The following is a 14,902-nucleotide window of genomic DNA, read 5'->3' on the forward strand; positions in this document are numbered from 1 at the left end:
AGGGTGGGGGAAGTTGAAAACGACATCGAAGCTCTATCGAACTGAACAGAGATATGCGTACCTATTTATTGCAGCGCCAGTTATAGGATTCCTCTTGTTCGCAATGGTTCCTTTACTTTATTCGCTTTATGGAGCCTTTACCGACTGGAACGGTCTGGGACAAATGAACTTTATTGGTCTAGAAAACTTTAAGAATTTATTCCAAGATGAATATTTTTATAAATCAATGTATAACACGATTTTTATGATGATTGGAATTCCAATCGGGATTGTCCTAGCGTTATTACTAGCATTAGCGTTAAATAAAGGAATCCCTGGAACCAATACATTTAGAGTTATCTACTACATTCCGGTTATTTCATCGATTGCTGCGATCTCCATTTTATGGCAATGGGCTTACAATGGTGATTATGGATTAGTTAACCAATTTTTAGGCCTTATTGGCATTGAAGGTCCTAACTGGCTCCAAAATACATCTACTGTCAAACCTGCCTTGATCATTATGGCTGTCTGGAAGGGACTAGGATATACGATGTTGCTCTATTTAGCAGCACTTCAAAGTGTGCCGAAATCCTTTTATGAAGCAGCTAAATTGGATGGCGCGAACGCATTCCAAGCATTTTGGCATATCACCCTGCCAATGGTGAAACCAGTAACCTTCTTTATTATTGTAACGAATATTATTGGCGGTGCCCAAATCTTTACTGAGATTAACGTCATGACACCTACTGGTGGACCTGAATATAGCTCAGCATCTGTTGTATTCTACATTTGGCAAAAAGCATTTGGTAACTTCCAATTAGGTTATGCATCTGCAATGGCCTTGGTACTGGGACTTTTCATCTTTATTATTACCCTAATCCAGTTTAAGATAAATGAAAAAAATTCATTTGATTTGGATTAATATAGGTGAATATCAGAGTAATAGAAAGGGGCTTGAAAAATGGAAGTTGCAGTTGCAAATAAAAAGTCGGTTAAATCAGAACCTATGTCTGAAAAGAAAAAAAATCGAATTACTAATACAGTAGTATTTGCCTTACTAAGTCTAGGTGCAATCTTTATGGTAGCACCATTGTTATGGATGTTTTCAACATCTATTAAGACGAAAGAAGATGTATTTGCCTTACCGCCAGTATGGATTCCTAATGAAATTTCATTTAATAAATACTCCGAAATTTGGAGTATGGGCCCACTGCTATCTGGTATTGGAAATAGTTTAATTGTCGCAATCACTGTTACTGTGATTGGAACATTTACATCCAGCTTAGCAGCCTTTGCTTTCGCAAAATTACAGTTTAATGGTAAGAATAAAATCTTCATGCTATTGTTTGCATCGGTTATGATTCCTTACCCAGTTGTTATGATTCCGCAATTCATCATGTTTTCGAAAATCGGCTGGATTGATAGTTTACTACCTCTAATCGTACCGGGACTGTTTGGTAACATATTTATGATTTTCTTTTTACGACAATTTTTAAGCAGTATACCAAATTCAATTATTGAAGCGGCCAAGATTGATGGATGTTCGTATTTTCAAATCTTTTACAAGATTATCTTTCCGCTCATAAAACCGGCAGTTGCTGCCCAGTTAATTTTATGGTTCATGGGAATTTGGAATGACTACCTCGGTCCAATTCTTTATTTGAACTCACCAGAGAAACAAACATTGCAACTCGTTATTGCAAACTTTAATGCATCATATGCCATTCAGAGTGATTATCCTCTTATTATGGCAGCATCGATGATTGCATTATTGCCGATGTTAATTGTATTTATTGTATTCCAAAAGCAAATTATCGAATCAATTGCCATCTCTGGAGTAAAAGGATAATACAACTAAATCAATTACTGGTGCATTTATAATTCATTTTTATAGTTTAATAGAACGAATGAGTAAAGGCACTTATCATCATATTTTTCTGATAAGTGCCTTTTGTTATAGGTATAAATGAATTTTAAGATTACTTATTTGGTTCAATCAATCTAGGAGAAAAAATAATGAAAAAGAAGACAAAATTTATACTGATAGGTTCACTTCTATTGGTGGTTATGATCCTAGCTAGCTTAAGTTATCAACACTTACAACAACGGAATGGTGATTTAATAGGGATTGATTTGCCAACTCCGCCTGCAACATCACCGATTAAAAATGTTAATAGTGATGTCATGTATAAAGAAAAGGAGTGGACAACTAATTTTACTCATGATGGGGCCATTTTAAAGACCGATGACTGGTATTATGTGTTTTCAACGGATTATATGGTGGGGGCACCTCCTATTCCCGGAATCCAAATTAGAAAATCCAAGGATTTAATCCATTGGGAATTTGTTGGCCGTGTTTTTGACCAAGTTTCTAAAGAGGCGTGGGAGTGGACACATGGGACTACCTTCTGGGCACCCACCGTGGTTGAGATGAACAATAAATATTATTTATATTATTCTGTCTCTGAAGTGGGGAAAAGGAACTCTTACATTGGACTTGCGACAAGTGACACAATTGAAGGACTATGGAAGGACGAGGGTGCTGTTTTTAAATCAAAAGAAGGTGATGCCAATACCGTCAATGCGATCGATCCAGATCTTACATTTGATGAACAGGGACAGCCATGGATGGTATATGGTTCTTATTTCGGCGGAATTTTCATTACAAAGGTCGATAAGAATACGGGAAAATTAGCAAATCCTGATGATGAAGGTACGCTGATCGCCCAAAGAAAGGACATGAATTTTGGTATTGAAGGGCCTGAAATCATCTATAACCAAAATACTGGTTATTATTATTTAACTGTTTCTTATGATTGGTTAGAAGATTCGTACAATGTAAGAGTCGCTCGATCTAAAAGCATAACAGGACCCTTTTTAGATTATAACGAAAACAACATGATCGACATTGGTGATGATTCCTTTGATACTGGTAATAAACTTGTTGGTGCTTATTCCTTTGGGAAAGATCCTGGCTGGATCGGAACGGGACACAATGGCTTGCTGCAAGATGGCGATGATTTTTACCTCATTCACAATGCCAGGGCTGGTGAGGATAAGTATTGGTCCCATTTACATGTAAGAAAAATGTTCTGGACAGAGGATGGCTGGCCTGTTGTTTCTCCTGAACGGTATGCAGGAGAAACAGAGCAAAAAATCACAGAGTCCAATATCATTGGAAACTGGGAGCAAATTATTTTCAACCGTTTTGATGAAGGTATGCAAAATTCCGAGGAGCTTCACCTATTACCAAATGGAAAAATAAAGGGACATAATGATAAAAGTAGTTGGAAGTTAACAGGAAAGAACACCTTAGAACTGTCAATCTATGACCCCGGAGTGGCCCCGAAAGATTTTTGGAAATATACGGTAAAGGTTATTCCAGGCTGGGATTGGGAGAATTGGAATGGAAGTTTGGTGTTCACTGGGATGAATCAAGAGGGTACCGTAATTTGGGGAAAAAAACGGATTGAAAAATAGTTTAATAGGAATGTCTTAAAAGTAATTTAGTTTATGACTAATTGGAACGAGATAATAACATGAAGGTACAAGTATTTGATCTTAATCGTGTCCGTATTACTAGTGGACCAGAAAACTTGAATTAATTTTTAAAATACCATTGAAAAAAATAAGATAGATGGTAAAATCTAATTAAGGTTATACGTACAAGTTAGAGTTATTCGAATAACTTGTAAGTATTAATGATAATATTATCATCAATTCGTCGCAATCTTGTACGTATGATAAATACTTAAAAAAGAATAATATTTTCATTGAATTAAATCGTAAAATGAAAGCCCTTTAAATTAGTTTTTGTAAACGTATTCTTATAAAGGACAGGTGATTTTGATGGCTAAGTATTCGATTGGTGTCGACTATGGTACACAATCAGGAAGAGCTGTACTTGTTGAAGTAGGAACAGGCAAAGAAGTAGCGACTGCTGTAAAACCCTATACCCATGGTGTAATGGATGAATTCTTACCGAATGGAACAACAAAGTTAGAGCATGACTGGGCATTACAGCATCCGGCAGACTATCTTGAAGTTTTAGCGATTACTATTCCAGAAGTATTAAAGCAAGCACAAGTTTCTAAAGATGATGTTATTGGATTAGGAATTGATTTTACTGCTTGTACGGTCCTGCCAATTGATGCTAATGGTACACCATTATGCTTCAAAGAGGAGTTTAGCAACCACCCTCATAGTTATGTGAAACTTTGGAAACATCACGCGGCACAAGATGAAGCAAATCGCTTAAATGAAATCGCTGAAGCCCGCGGAGAACAGTTCTTACAGCGTTATGGCGGCAAGATTTCTTCTGAATGGCTTTTCCCAAAAGTATGGCAAATCTTAAATGAAGCACCTGAAATATACGATGCTGCAAACCAAATCTTAGAGGCGACTGATTGGGTTATCTCTGAGTTAACTGGAGCGATTAATAGAAATAGTTGTACGGCTGGCTATAAAGCGATTTGGCATAAGCAAGATGGTTATCCATCCAATGAATTTTTCAAAGCACTTGACCCACGATTGGAAAATGTGGTGGAAGATAAACTCTCCACAAAGATTGTTCCAATTGGATCAAAAGCAGGGGAAATCACTGAAAAGGCTGCAAAGCTAACCGGTTTAAATCCTGGTACAGCCGTTGCAGTTGCTAATGTTGACGCACACGTAGCTGTTCCTGCCGTTGGGATCACGGAACCCGGTAAATTATTAATGATCATGGGAACCTCTACTTGTCACATTTTGTTGGGAGAAGAAGAGAAAATTGTTCCAGGTATGTGTGGTGTAGTTGAGGATGGTGTAATCCCTGGGTTTATGGGTTATGAGGCAGGTCAATCTTGTGTGGGTGACCACTTCGAATGGTTAACTGAGAATTGTGTTCCAGCGAGCTATCATGAAGAAGCAAAAGAAAAAGGGGTTAACATTCATCAACTATTAACAGATAAGGCAAGCCAATTACAAGTTGGTGAAAGCGGTCTTCTTGCGTTAGATTGGTGGAACGGCAATCGCTCAACCCTTGTAGATGCGGATCTAACTGGTGTTCTTCTTGGTGCTACTCTTTTAACAAAGCCAGAAGAAATCTATCGTGCATTAATTGAAGCAACTGCTTATGGTACCCGGATGATCGTTGAGACCTTCCGTAACAATGGTGTACCAGTAAATGAGGTATACGCTGCAGGCGGAATTGCTGAGAAAAATGCGATGATGATGCAAATTTATGCGGATGTATTAAATATGGATATTAAAATCTCAGCTTCTTCACAGACTCCAGCCCTTGGTTCTGCGATGTTCGGAGCAGTTGCAGCTGGAAAAGAGCGCGGCGGTTACGATCATATTATAGATGCAGCCAAAGATATGGGAAGAGTAAAAGATTATATCTATCAGCCAATTAAAGATTATGCAGGGGCTTACGATCAACTTTTCAATGAATATGCACGCCTTTACGACTACTTTGGCCGTGGCGAAAACAATGTCATGAAAACGTTGAAAAAGATTAAAAAGGAAAGCTCCTTAGAGAAGAAGGAGGAAGAAACAGTATGTTAGAAAGATTGAAAAGAGAAGTATTGGAAGCTAATTTACAACTTCCAGAACATGGTTTGGTTACTTTTACTTGGGGAAATGTGAGCGGGATTGACCGTGAAACAGGTCTTGTGGTTATCAAACCAAGTGGTGTTCCGTATGATGAGTTACAAATTGATGATCTTGTTGTCTTAGATTTAGATGGAAATATTGTTGAAGGGTCATTAAGACCTTCTTCAGATACACCAACACATCTTGCTTTATATCGGGCACTCCCGCTAATCGGCGGAATTGTTCATACACATTCTCCAGGGGCTACAAGCTGGGCTCAAGCAGGACGTCCAATTCCAGCACTTGGAACAACACATGCGGATTATTTTTACGGAGAAGTTCCATGTACACGCACCCTGACTAAAGAGGAAATTGAACGGGGATACGAGCTTGAAACAGGAAATGTCATTATAGAAACATTTGAAAAAGAAGGACTTGACCCTGTTGCAATGCCTGGAATTTTATTATCAGGTCATGCTCCATTTAGCTGGGGGACAAACGCAAACCAAGCCGTTCACAATGCTGTAGTTTTAGAAGAAGTGGCCAAAATGGCGTTAAACACTTATATCCTAAACCCACAAATTAAACCTATTGACCAATTCTTGCTTGATAAACATTATCTTCGCAAGCATGGTGCAAATGCCTATTACGGACAAAAGTAGACTTAGAGGAAAGCAACCGCTTTAATCAGACATAACTTGTACGGATAACTGGTTATAGATTACTAATTAATTATTGCTATAAAAATATCTTGCATTTACTTAGGAGGAATTATCTTGTTAACAACAAAAGCTTATGAATTCTGGTTTGTAACAGGAAGTCAATTATTATACGGAGAAGATGTACTACGTCAAGTTGAGGAAAACTCAAAAACCATCGTAAACGGGTTGGCTGATGATTCTGCAGTAACTTATAAGTTGATTTTTAAATCAGTAGTAAAAGATTCTGATTCAATTCGCAAATTGATTCTAGAAGCAAATGCTGATGAAAATTGTGCGGGTATCATTACTTGGATGCACACATTCTCACCATCAAAAATGTGGATTGCAGGTCTTTCTGCACTACAAAAGCCTTATCTGCATTTAGCTACACAATTTAATCGTGATATTCCTTGGGATTCAATCGATATGGATTTCATGAACTTGAATCAGGCTGCACATGGTGACCGTGAACATGGATTCATCGCAGCACGAATGAATGTAAAACGTAAGGTTGTAGTTGGTCATTGGGAAAATCCAGAAGTAAGAGAACGTGTTGGTAGCTGGATGAGAACAGCAGTAGCATTTGAGGAAAGCAAAAACCTTAAGGTTGCAAGATTTGGTGATAATATGCGCCAAGTAGCGGTAACAGATGGTGATAAGGTAGAAGCGCAAATCAAGTTTGGCTGGACAGTAAACGGTTACGGAGTAGGTGACCTCGTTCAACGCATGAACGATGTAACTGAACAAGAAATTGACCAGTTAATGGCTGAATACGAAGAGCAATACGATATTACTCAAGAAGGACTTACTGATGGTCCAGTTCGGGATTCCATCCGTTATCAAGCTAGAGTTGAACTTGGTATGAAAGCATTCTTAACTGAAGGCGGTTATACTGCATTCACAACTACTTTTGAAGATTTACATGGTATGCGTCAGCTACCTGGTTTAGCTGTACAGCGTTTAATGGAACAGGGCTATGGTTTTGCTGGTGAAGGTGACTGGAAAACAGCTGCTCTTGTTAGGCTGATGAAAATTATTGCGGGTAATGAAGGAACTTCCTTCATGGAAGATTACACGTATCATTTTGAGCCAGGTAAAGAAATGGTCCTTGGTGCCCATATGCTTGAGGTTTGCCCAACCATTTCAGCAACACGTCCAAAAATCGAGGTTCATCCACTTGGAATTGGCGGTAAGGAAGATCCTGCTCGAATCGTGTTTGATGGAAGAGGCGGCTCTGCCCTAAATGCAACCATTGTTGACCTTGGACACCGTTTCCGTCTGCTTGTTAATGAAGTGGATGCTGTACAGCCGGAAAAAGATATGCCAAAACTTCCTGTTGCACGGGTATTATGGGAGACTCAGCCATCATTAAGCCAAGCGGTTGAAAACTGGATCCAAGCGGGCGGGGCGCACCATACTGGCTTCTCTTATAATGTAACAACTGAGCAGCTTAGAGATTTTGCTGAACTAGCTGGAATCGAGTACCTAGTTATTAATAAAGACACAAACACTCATGCATTCAATAACGAAATCCGTTGGAATGACGTTATTTTTCGTTAATAAGTGGCACTAATTAAGTAATCTTTTTAACTATAATAAGCAGGGCTATTAGTAAAATAATAGCCCTGCTATTAAGTTGACACATACATTTCTAGGATTGCTAAAGAATATGGATTTACCCCTGATAGCATCATAAACAAAATCAAAGACCGTCTATAAATTTCTTTTAATAAACCAATAATACAAGAGTTGTGGACTCCTTTTAAATTCTATCAATCTAAAAAATGGAGGCGTTAATGTTGGCGAATAATGTAATTATCAACACGGATATTCAAAAAGGAAAAATCAATAAAAATATCTATGGCCATTTTGCAGAACACCTTGGAAGATGCATTTATGAAGGCATTTGGGTTGGTGAAGATTCTTCCATCCCAAATACAAAGGGTATTCGTAATGATGTGTTAGCAGCATTAAAGAACATTATGGTTCCAGTCCTCCGCTGGCCGGGCGGATGTTTCGCCGATGAATACCACTGGAAGGATGGCATTGGTCCTAAGGAAAACCGCAAGCGCATGGTTAATACACACTGGGGCGGCGTTGTAGAAAACAACCACTTTGGAACCCACGAATTTATGCTTCTTTGTGAATTGCTAGAGTGTGAGCCTTATATTTGCGGAAATGTGGGGAGTGGTACTGTTCAAGAGATGTCCGAATGGGTTGAATACATGACATTTGAAGGCGAATCACCAATGGCTAACTGGCGCCGTGAGAATGGTCATGATGAGCCATGGGAATTAAAATATTTCGGCGTAGGTAACGAAAACTGGGGCTGCGGTGGTAACATGCGACCTGAATATTATGCCGACCTATATCGTCGTTATCAAACATATGTAAGAAACTATGGTGATAATAAAATTTATAAAATTGCCGGCGGAGCCAATGTCGATGATTATAATTGGACAGAAGTGTTAATGAAAAATGCCCACTGGTTAATGGATGGGCTAAGCCTTCACTATTACACCATTCCAGGAGATTTCTGGCTGGGTAAAGGATCTGCTATTAATTTTCCGGAAGATGAATGGTTTATTACCATGAAAAAAGCACTTCATATGGATGAGTTAATCACAAAACACAGCACTATCATGGATAAATATGATCCTCAAAAACGTATCGGCATGATAATAGATGAATGGGGAACATGGTTTGATGTAGAGCCAGGAACAAATCCAGGATTCTTATATCAACAAAATACAATCCGTGATGCGTTAGTGGCAGGATTGCACTTTAACATCTTCCATAATCATAGTGACCGTGTTCAGATGACGAACATTGCCCAAACTGTCAATGTACTTCAGGCCATGATTTTAACAGAAGGCGAAAAAATGATTCTTACTCCTACCTATCATGTATTTGATATGTACAAGGTCCACCAGGACGCAGAACTTTTGGCTGTTGATTCTTCATTTGGCTCATATGAGTACAATGGAGAAACATTACCACAAGTAACTGTATCTGCATCAAAAAATACTGAAGGTAAGGTTCATATCAGCTTTTGTAATATTGATCACCAAAATGAAGCTGTTTTGGATCTAGATCTTCGCGGCGTTCAGGCAGCAGTGACAAACGTTTCAGGTACGATTATTACAGCCGACAATATGAATGCTCACAATACATTTGAACAGCCAGAAGTGGTTAAGCCAGTTGAATTTACGGATGTAACTGTGGAAAACAACAAATTGGCGATCAAACTTCCAGCAATGTCTGTTGTTACATTAGTTATTGAATAACTAAGAAGGCGGGAAATTACAGTGAGTGAAAAAAGTCTATGCAAAGGCTGCATCGAAAGTGTAATTGTAACAGAAGATGTCATCGATGAACTCGTAAAAGAGGCTGAGGAAGATGGCTCTGTTATTGTATCGGATGAAGTCTACGAAGCAAGATTAAAAATTTGTGAAAACTGTCCTTCCTTTCAATACGGTACGACTTGCGCTCATAGTGGATGTATTGTCCGCTATCGAGCCAAGTTTAAAAACAAAAGCTGTCCATTTGCTGGTAAACCGAAATGGGAAAAGGTTAGTTAGTCGGTAATCTCTACTATTAAATTATTTTGATAATATATCTATTTACTTGCATGATTGTATGTAGCAGGATATGAGAGGAAGAATAACAATGGCTGCCAAAAAGGCAAAGATGATCTTAGAGAAAGATTTTAAAGTATCCGAGATTGATAATCGTATATATGGCTCTTTTATTGAACATTTGGGTCGTGCAGTATATGGCGGGATTTATGAGCCAGGACATCCTCAAGCCGACGAAAATGGATTCCGTCAAGATGTAATTGAAATGGTAAAAGAACTTCAGGTTCCCCTTGTTCGCTACCCAGGCGGAAATTTTGTTTCAGGCTATAACTGGGAAGATGGAGTAGGTCCTCTTGAAAATCGCCCACGTCTATTAGAATTGGCTTGGCGTACAACCGAAACTAACGAAATGGGAACAAATGAGTTTATGAAATGGGCCCAGCTGGTAAACGCGGATGTAAACATGGCCGTTAACCTCGGAACACGCGGGATTGATGCTGCTCGAAATTTAGTTGAGTATTGTAACCATCCCGGCGGCTCTTACTATAGCGATCTACGAAAATCCCATGGAGTAAACGATCCTTATAACATTAAGACCTGGTGTTTAGGTAACGAAATGGATGGTCCATGGCAAATCGGTCACAAGACGGCTGCTGAATATGGCCGCCTTGCCCAAGAAGCGGCAAAAGTAATGAAGTGGGTTGATCCTACAATCGAGCTTGTTGCATGTGGAAGTTCGCACCGAAATATGCCGACATTTGCAGATTGGGAAGCAACTGTCCTTGACCATACCTATGATCATGTCGAATTTATTTCGCTTCACCAATATTACGGCAACCATGATAATGAAATTTCTAACTATTTAGCTCTTTCTTTAGAAATGGATGACTTTATTAAATCTGTCATTTCCATTGCCGACTATATTAAAGCTAAAAAACGAGGCAAAAAGAATATAAATCTTTCATTTGATGAATGGAATGTTTGGTATCACAGCAGAGAGCAGGATAAACTAATTGAACCTTGGAGTATTGCACCACCACAATTAGAAGATCTCTATAACTTTGAAGATGCTTTATTAGTAGGATGTATGCTTATTACTATGTTAAAGCATGCAGATCGGGTGAAAATTGCCTGTCTTGCACAATTGGTTAATGTTATTGCGCCAATTATGACCGAAGACAACGGGCCGGCTTGGAAGCAAACGATTTTCTATCCTTATATGCATACTTCTGTTTTTGGCCGTGGTGTATCATTAAATCCAATCATTTCAAGCCCTAAGTATGATAGTAAAGATTTCACTGATGTTCCATATTTAGAGTCAACTGCTGTTTACAACGAAGAACATGAAACATTAACCATCTTTGCTGTAAACCGTCACCTTCAAGAAGGTTTAGAGTTAGCTGTCGACATCCGTAACTTCGAAGGTTACCAAGTAGTAGAGCATATCGTACTTGAAAATGATGATATCAAGCAAACCAATTCCGCTAAAGGTACACCTGTTGCACCTCATTCTAACGGAAATGCTAAGGCTGATAATGGCGGAGTAACAGCTGTACTGCCTAAATTATCTTGGAATGTAATCCGTTTAGCTAAACGCAAGTAACTCATGCTTATTCCATCTCCTTTTGATCCCCTGATTGAAAGGAGATGGAACTATTTTTGTATTTAAATGTTATCAATACGAGCGAACATAGAAGAATGAAAGGCAGGATTGATATGAAAGCTATCCAAGAGAAGGTTGGTCAAATAAACAATCAAACCGTTAATTCATTTACACTTGTAAACGACCACGGTATGGAACTAACATGCATCAATTATGGTTGTATTATTACTAAAATCATCACTCCTGATAAAGAAGGAAACTATGAAAATATTGTTTTAGGCTATGACACGTTACAAGAATATCAAAATGGAAGTTATTTTTTTGGAACGGTTGTAGGACGTGTGGCTGGCCGGATAAAGGGTGGATCATTTGATCTTGATGGAAAAACATATACCCTGGCAAAAAACGAAAACAACAACCACCTCCATGGGGGGAATAAAGGGTTTGATAAAGTTATTTGGGATGCCTCCGTTACCGAGAATGACGAAGAAGTAAGTGTTCAATTTTCATACCTAAGTCCGGATGGAGAGGAAGGTTACCCTGGAAATTTAAACGTAAAGGTAACCTATACAGTCAATAATAATAATGAACTAACCATCCAATATTCTGGATTATCGGATGAAAGTACACTATTAAATATGACCAATCATTCCTATTTTAACCTAAGTGGAAATATTAAACGGGACATTCTCAACCATTCTCTATCTATTAAGAGTGATAAGTTCCTAGAATTAAATGATGAATTACTTCCAACCGGAAAACTACTGGACGTTGAAGGCACACCATTTAATTTTACTAGTGATAGATTCATTCAATCCGGGGTTGACTCCAATTATCCTCAAAATCAATTAGCCGGCAATGGGTATGATCATCCCTTTTTACTAACATCAAACCATGACCAGGAAATTATTCTTAAAGATTCCGAGAGTGGCCGTACATTGACAATTGAAACAGATGAGCCTGGAGTAGTCGTTTACTCTGGAAACCAAATAAAGTCAGAAGGTGAGATTTATGGTGTTCCTTCCCGTAAATACCTTGGCATTTGTTTAGAAACCCAGGGGCTGCCAGATGCCATCCACCATCCTAATTTTCCTTCTTGGGTCTTAGAAAAAGACCAAGTGTACACATCTGTAACAAAGTATAAATTCGGGCTAACAGCCAATTAAGTAAAGCAAGAATGAGGGTAAATTTTTGAAGGAGCAGGAGGAACAATAATGGAAAGAGTAATAACAGAAATTATCAGTCTAGCAAACAGTTGTGACTGCGGCAATCATCATAATGGGATACCGATTGAGACAATTTTAGTTGGCAACAATGTATTAAGGGAAGCAGCAGTCTACTTAGAAAGAAAAGCTTTTAAAAAGGCAGTCATCATTGCAGACGAACATACTTTTCGTGTTGCTGGAGCAGACCTAACCAAATATTTATCAGCAACTAAGGTTGGTTATTCTACCTGTTTATTAAAGCCTGACGAGAATAATGATGTAGTGGCGGACGAAAAGTCTTTAGTGCAAGCATTGTTAGATACTTCTCAAGATACTGATGTCATTATAGCTGTAGGTTCTGGTACCATCCATGATATCGCTCGCTTTACAAGTACTAAGATAAAAATTCCGTTCATTTCTGTCCCTACTGCTCCTTCTGTCGATGGCTTTACATCAATGGGAGCACCATTAATTGTTAGAGGAATAAAGCAAACTTTTCAAATGATGGCGCCAATTGCGGTATTTGCTGATTTACACGTATTACGAAATGCACCAAAGAAAATGATTGCAGCAGGATTGGGGGATATGTTAGCCAAATATACATCCCTGGCAGATTGGAATTTTGGAAATCTCACTGTCGGTGAGCCATATTGCCCGCTAGTTGCAAAAATTACAAGAGAAGCACTTGATATATGCGTTGAAAAAGCAGATAAAATTGCCGCTGTAGATGAAGAAGGCATTCGTATCCTCATTGAGGCCCTCATTAAATCCGGTTTAGCCATGTTATTATTTGGCCAATCCCATCCTGCTTCTGGAGGGGAACATCACCTTTCACACTATTGGGAGATGGAATTTTTACGACAAAACCGCCCTCAAGTCCTTCATGGGGCAAAGGTAGGGGTGGCGGTTTCTCTCCTAGCGGATGTATATGAAAGGGACTTTATCCAACTAATTTCGGAATTTACAAAATTAGAGGATAATATTAAAACAACTGATGATGATAGTATCGTGAAAAATATTAAAGAAAACATTCAAGAAATTAGAGCTGTATACGGGGCTATTCCAAAAGCTTCTCAACTACGTGAGCTTATAGAACAAGTTGGAGGCGAAACAATGCCGGGACAATTGGGAATTGACGAAGATCTTGTGGTGCGTAGTTTAACCGAAGCTCATCAGCTAAGAGACCGTTTCACCGCTCTAAAGTTTCTAAATGAAGTAGTCAAAGTTAGTCATCAAGTTAAAGTTAGAAATTAAACGGAAAAGGTGATCAATTATGCCAAAGGCTGAAACATTAAATAATCCCATTGTCGAGCAGCGTGCCGATCCATGGGTATATAAACATACAGATGGTTACTACTATTTCACAGCATCGGTCCCAGAATATGACCGGCTTGAAGTCAGAAGGGCGGCAACAATTCAGGGATTAGGCGAAGCCGAACCTATAGTTGCTTGGAGAAAGCATGAAGAGGGCCCGATGAGCGCCAATATTTGGGCACCTGAGATTCATTACATCGACGGAAAATGGTATATCTATTATGCGGCTGCTAGAGCAGACGAGATTTTTGACCATCGTATGTATGTGATTGAAAATGATTCCGAGAACCCGCTTGAAGGATCTTGGGTAGAAAAGGGGCAAGTGAAAACAGATTGGGAGTCCTTTTCACTTGATGCTACTACCTTTGAGCATAAGGGGCAAAGATATTATGTTTGGGCACAAAGAGACCCTGAAATTGTTGGAAACTCAAATCTTTACATCGCTAAAATGGTGACTCCGTGGACGATTGAAGGTCCTCAAGTAATGATTACAAAACCTGAGTATGATTGGGAGACCATCGGCTTTTTAGTGAACGAAGGTGCAGCGGTCTTAAAGAGAAACGGAAAAATATTCATCGCCTATTCTGCGAGTGCCACAGATTACAATTATTGCATGGGTCTCCTGTCTGCAGATGAAAATAATAATTTATTAGACCCAACATCTTGGAAAAAATCAGAAACACCTGTGTTTCAAACAAATGAAGAAACAAGCCAATATGGACCAGGACATAACAGCTTCACGGTCTCTGAAGATGGAAGCCAAGATATTCTTATCTATCATGCGCGTAATTATCAGAATATTGAGGGTGACCCGTTATGGGATCCAAACCGCCATACTCGGGCTCAGATTTTTACTTGGAACGAAGATGGTACACCGAATTTTGGCGTTCCGGTAGCAGATGCAAAATAATTTAGAATAGCTGACATCTTGTTATAGGGGAGATT

Annotated in this window: 12 protein-coding genes; all 12 read left to right on the plus strand. The window is 38.9% G+C overall.

The genetic code is table 11. The features are described from left to right. Positions 1-13: 13 nt before the first annotated feature. A complete protein-coding gene (locus tag J7E67_RS02340; RefSeq protein ID WP_214716526.1) occupies positions 14-904 on the plus strand; it encodes a carbohydrate ABC transporter permease in 891 nt (296 codons plus the stop codon). 84 nt (positions 905-988) lie between these two features. Beyond that, a complete protein-coding gene (locus J7E67_RS02345) occupies positions 989-1,831 on the plus strand; it encodes a carbohydrate ABC transporter permease (protein ID WP_214716602.1) in 843 nt (280 codons plus the stop codon). 167 nt (positions 1,832-1,998) lie between these two features. After that, positions 1,999-3,462 carry an arabinan endo-1,5-alpha-L-arabinosidase gene (locus J7E67_RS02350; protein WP_214716528.1) on the plus strand — a complete coding sequence of 488 codons (1,464 nt, stop codon included), beginning with the start codon at positions 1,999-2,001 and terminating at the stop codon, positions 3,460-3,462. Positions 3,463-3,831: 369 nt separating this feature from the next. Continuing rightward, positions 3,832-5,529 (plus strand): ribulokinase, encoded by a 1,698-nt coding sequence (gene araB / locus J7E67_RS02355; protein ID WP_214716530.1) that lies wholly within the window; start codon positions 3,832-3,834, stop codon positions 5,527-5,529. Next, entirely contained in the window at positions 5,523-6,218 is a 696-nt protein-coding gene (gene araD / locus J7E67_RS02360) for an L-ribulose-5-phosphate 4-epimerase (protein WP_214716532.1), read from the plus strand. The genes araB and araD overlap by 7 nt, the downstream gene beginning before the upstream one ends. A 114-nt stretch (positions 6,219-6,332) precedes the next feature. Beyond that, on the plus strand, positions 6,333-7,817 hold the full coding sequence (araA, locus tag J7E67_RS02365; protein ID WP_214716534.1) for an L-arabinose isomerase: 1,485 nt from the start codon (positions 6,333-6,335) through the stop codon (positions 7,815-7,817). 236 nt (positions 7,818-8,053) lie between these two features. Beyond that, positions 8,054-9,544: an alpha-N-arabinofuranosidase gene (locus J7E67_RS02370; protein ID WP_251026524.1), complete on the plus strand. Its 1,491-nt coding sequence runs from the start codon at positions 8,054-8,056 to the stop codon at positions 9,542-9,544. Positions 9,545-9,565: 21 nt separating this feature from the next. Then, on the plus strand, positions 9,566-9,838 hold the full coding sequence (locus J7E67_RS02375) for a DUF6171 family protein (protein WP_214716536.1): 273 nt from the start codon (positions 9,566-9,568) through the stop codon (positions 9,836-9,838). 88 nt (positions 9,839-9,926) lie between these two features. Further along, positions 9,927-11,438 (plus strand): arabinosylfuranosidase ArfA, encoded by a 1,512-nt coding sequence (gene arfA / locus J7E67_RS02380; protein ID WP_214730850.1) that lies wholly within the window; start codon positions 9,927-9,929, stop codon positions 11,436-11,438. A gap of 113 nt (positions 11,439-11,551) precedes the next feature. Further along, positions 11,552-12,604 (plus strand): aldose epimerase family protein, encoded by a 1,053-nt coding sequence (locus J7E67_RS02385; RefSeq protein WP_214716604.1) that lies wholly within the window; start codon positions 11,552-11,554, stop codon positions 12,602-12,604. Positions 12,605-12,652: 48 nt separating this feature from the next. After that, a complete protein-coding gene (locus J7E67_RS02390) occupies positions 12,653-13,897 on the plus strand; it encodes a sn-glycerol-1-phosphate dehydrogenase (RefSeq protein ID WP_214716540.1) in 1,245 nt (414 codons plus the stop codon). Between the two features lie 19 nt (positions 13,898-13,916). Continuing rightward, on the plus strand, positions 13,917-14,867 hold the full coding sequence (locus J7E67_RS02395; protein ID WP_214716542.1) for a glycoside hydrolase family 43 protein: 951 nt from the start codon (positions 13,917-13,919) through the stop codon (positions 14,865-14,867). Positions 14,868-14,902 lie beyond the last annotated feature (35 nt).

The organism is Bacillus sp. ISL-46, from assembly GCF_018613205.1.